Origin of the sequence: Pedobacter sp. (assembly GCF_045628745.1) — a bacterium.
Classification (GTDB): Bacteria; Bacteroidota; Bacteroidia; order Sphingobacteriales; family Sphingobacteriaceae; genus Pedobacter.
In genome coordinates, this window is record NZ_JAZQPU010000167.1 from 1 (window position 1) to 3,659 (window position 3,659).

Sequence of the window (3,659 nt, forward strand, 5' to 3'; positions counted from 1 at the left end):
ATTGGTATAGTGAAAGAATTAAAAGATGACTCTCATGCTGAGGAAGTGAAGCAAATGTTGAATGATGCGCTTTCTGTATCGATAAATTTACTGGATTCAACCATTATGGACTTGAATTCTATTTTAAAAGTGAAAAATATCATTGATGAGCGAAAAGAAAAAATCGTATTTTCAGAGTTGATTGAAAACATCCACCACAGCATCAAAAATTTGATGAACAAGGAGAAGGCCACGATAAAGGTTGACTTTCAAGAAATCAATGAGCATGTGACGTTGAAAAGCTATATGCAGAGTATATTTTTCAACCTTATATCCAATAGCATCAAATACAGGCAGGCTGATATAGCACCTTTAATTACCATTAAATCAAGTCTTCATAACGGTAACCTTGTTTTAACCTACCAGGATAATGGAATGGGAATAGACATGGCTAAAAAAGGAGACCAGGTATTTGGTTTATATAAACGCTTTCATAACCATGTGGAAGGGAAGGGAATGGGCTTGTTTATGGTTAAAACCCATGTAGAAACATTAGGAGGAAAAATAGCCATCAGCAGCGAAGTCAATAAAGGCACCACTTTCAGGCTATTTTTCCCGTTAATTAATCTATCAAACGATTAAAATCTAAATCCTGGAAGTCGAAACTAAAGTCTGTTAATGGCGAAATGGCCATCATTTTAAAACCCTGAGGTTTTGCATTGTAATCTAAAGAGAAGGTAACAAAAGCATCAGCCTCTAAACTTCTTTCGTTCCATTTAACAATAAAGGTATTACCCTTATAGAAAAACATTTTGCCTTGAAGCTTTGGTGAATTCTTAGCCGTGTAATACCAGTCATCATCTTTCCGTGTAATGGTTACTTCGCCAAACCATGGATCTTTATAAACACCTTCAATACCTTGAAGTGCACTATTTGCACTGGCTAATTTTTGCTGTGCAGCAATATCAGTCCAAATTTTTTCTGTAATTTCTTTCGCTTTCTGTTCTCCGGCAAGTCGTGTATCATTGTATTGTTTGATACGGTCTTTTCCTTTAATTCCAAAATAGCCATCTTTGATGGAATTGGTAATGGCGGTAAAGGCAGCGCCTGACTGCTGGTTGGTTAATACAATGATTCCCAATTTCAACTCCGGTAAAATGGTTACCTGGGTAACAATGCCCGCCAGGCCTCCTGTATGTGATGCCTGAAAATAACCATTTACATCGCTTAAAAACCAGCCTAAACCATAGCTGCTAAAGTGGGTGTTGTAAGGGGAGCCACCTTTAATAATCGTTTGTGGTGTCCACATTTCCTTGTGTACTTCTTTGCTAAATAAAGATTTTTCCAGCTTGGCGCCATATTTACCTTCATTAATTTGTGCCATTACCCACTTGCTCATGTCGGTGATGTTAGAATAAATGCCACCAGCAGGGTTGGCTAATTCTGTAAAACTTAGGCCTACAGTAACCAGGGAGCGGTCATCAATAGGGGCATGTCCATCGATAATGTTGCTTTTATCTTTCAGGCGGTACCAAGAATCTGCCGTTTTAGTCATGCCCAATGGCTTAATGATTTTTGTTTCCACAAAATCTTCATAAGGCATTCCTGCTACTCGGCTTACAATATCACCGGCAACGATATACATTAAATTATCATAATCATATTGAGACCTGAAAGATGAAACAGGTTTGAGGTACCTTAAGTTATGAATCATCTGTTTTTTGGTTACAGTACTTGAATCTGGCCAGATCATTAAATCCCCGGCACCTAAACCCAATCCACTTCTGTGGGTTAACAAGTCACGAATGGTAAACTCCTGCGTTACAAAAGAATCATAAAGTTTAAACTCAGGAATGATGTCAGTTACCTTCGTATCCCAGCTTATTTTTTTATCGTCTACTAAAATCCCCAAAGCAGCGGCAGTAAAAGCTTTACTGTTAGAAGCAATGCCAAACAAGGTGTTCTCATCAACCTTCGCTTTACTATTTATAGAGCGCAAACCATAGCCTTTAGCATGAATCAGCTGGCCATCTTTAACGATGCCTACAGCAATTCCGGGCACATTAAAAGTGCTGATGGTTTTGTTAACCAAGCTATCTATTTGCCTGGAGTTGAGTACTTGGGCCTGTAGCGAAGTAGTCGCGCTGCCTAATAGAAGGAAAGCGATAGATAAAGTGCTTTTTAAAGATGCAGTTTTCATGAGTGAATTTAGAACAGGCTAATTTAGGGTGTTCTCCTCAATTAAAGAAATGTTATCTTGGCCGGGGTGGCCGCTAATCCATGTATACTTCGGCTGCAGGTTTTGGTTGATGGCTGTAGAACTTTTTAATCCTCATTAAATTCCACAGGGTATAAGTATGGTTTTTATGGAGGTAAAGGTGCTCATGGATTAGGCGATCCACGTAAGCTTTATTTAAAAAGGCCGGCAAGCCCTGGTTTAATTCTAAAAGTTCAGCTTTAAGTTCATTCCTGAACCATAGTCCAATAGGCACACTAAAGCCTCGTTTAGGACGGTCGAATAGGGCCTTGGGTACATGTTTGGCAAGAATATCTTTTAATATGGATTTTTTAATGCCGTCCTTTAACAATAAATGATGAGGAATGGCCCTGGAAATCTCAATAAGGTTGGCATCAAGCATGGGCACCCTTAATTCGAGTGAAAAGCGCATGGAAGCACGGTCAGATTTGGTCAGCATCTCATCCGGCAGGTTCCATAACAGGTCAATGTTGCTCAAGTCTTTCTCATTTTCAAGCGCAAGTGTTTTGGGGATAGGTAAAATATCGGTAAAGGTGATGTCCTCTTTTCCAAAATGCTGCTTTATAAAAACTTTATCCACCATCATTTGCAGGTCCCAGGGTTTAATGGTGGTCGCATAAACCTGGTAAAAGTTGAGTAGTGTAGGTTTTTTGATGGGAAAGACCATTTTTAAGGCCTTTTCCTGTTGAGTAAGGCGCAGGGCGCCGGCAAACAGTTGCCTTAAAATTTCGGGTTTATCTTTAAAAAGGCGGTAGAACCGGGTGGCAAAAGTATAACGTTCATAACCAAGAAATAATTCATCGCCACCATCACCAGACAAGGCTACCGTGATACCCTGCTCTTTTGCTTTTTTACACAATATGCTTAAAGGTAAAGAGGCGAAATCACCAAAGGGCTCATCAAAATAAAAGTCGAAATTGGTAATCAGGTCCAGCAGATCTTCAGGTTCAAAGCTCAGGTTCTGGTGGTCTGTTTTTAAATGTTTGGCTACCGCAGTTGCATAGCCGCTTTCATCAAAACCCTGTTCCTTGAAGCCCATGGAGTAGGTCTTAATGGGTACTGGAGAGCTTTTTTGCGCCAGTGCAGCAATCAGGGAACTGTCTACACCGCCACTTAAAAAACAACCCACATTAACATCTGCCATCATTTGCATTTCTACTGCACGCTGCAATTCCTCTTCTACAATTTTTAGGGCATGCTGGTAATCTTTAACAAAATAAGGGTTGTGTGTAGTTTGATCTATAACAGACCAATACCTGGTGATGAGGAGCTTGCCCTTTTTATACTCCAGGTAACAACCGGGTTCTAGTTTATAAACATTTTGATAAGCAGAATCAGGGGCAGTGATATAACCGAGCACTAAAAACTGTAAGAGCGCCTTTTCATTTTTATGGGCTAAAATACTGGAGGGAAATACCTTGAG

At 39.8% G+C, this 3,659-nt stretch carries 3 protein-coding genes; 1 reads left to right on the forward strand and 2 read right to left on the reverse strand.

The genetic code is table 11. The features are described 5' to 3' along the window. On the forward strand, nucleotides 1–621 hold a 621-nt coding region (locus ACR2F7_RS06645), incomplete at its 5' end, for a sensor histidine kinase (RefSeq protein WP_432712798.1). Here ACR2F7_RS06645 and ACR2F7_RS06650 read toward each other — a convergent pair. Both ACR2F7_RS06650 and ACR2F7_RS06655 read right to left on the reverse strand, forming a co-directional pair. Further along, a complete protein-coding gene (locus ACR2F7_RS06650; protein WP_432712799.1) occupies nucleotides 602–2,179 on the reverse strand; it encodes a serine hydrolase in 1,578 nt (525 codons plus the stop codon). The genes ACR2F7_RS06645 and ACR2F7_RS06650 overlap by 20 nt on opposite strands. A gap of 73 nt (nucleotides 2,180–2,252) precedes the next feature. Beyond that, nucleotides 2,253–3,659: asparagine synthetase B family protein (locus ACR2F7_RS06655; RefSeq protein WP_432712800.1), on the reverse strand; the 1,407-nt coding region annotated here is incomplete at its 5' end.

Excerpts from the sequence above, each read along its gene's own strand:
- ACR2F7_RS06650 (WP_432712799.1), bottom strand. The coding sequence starts at position 2,179 with ATGAAAACTGCATCTTTAAAAAGCACTTTATCTATCGCTTTCCTTCTA.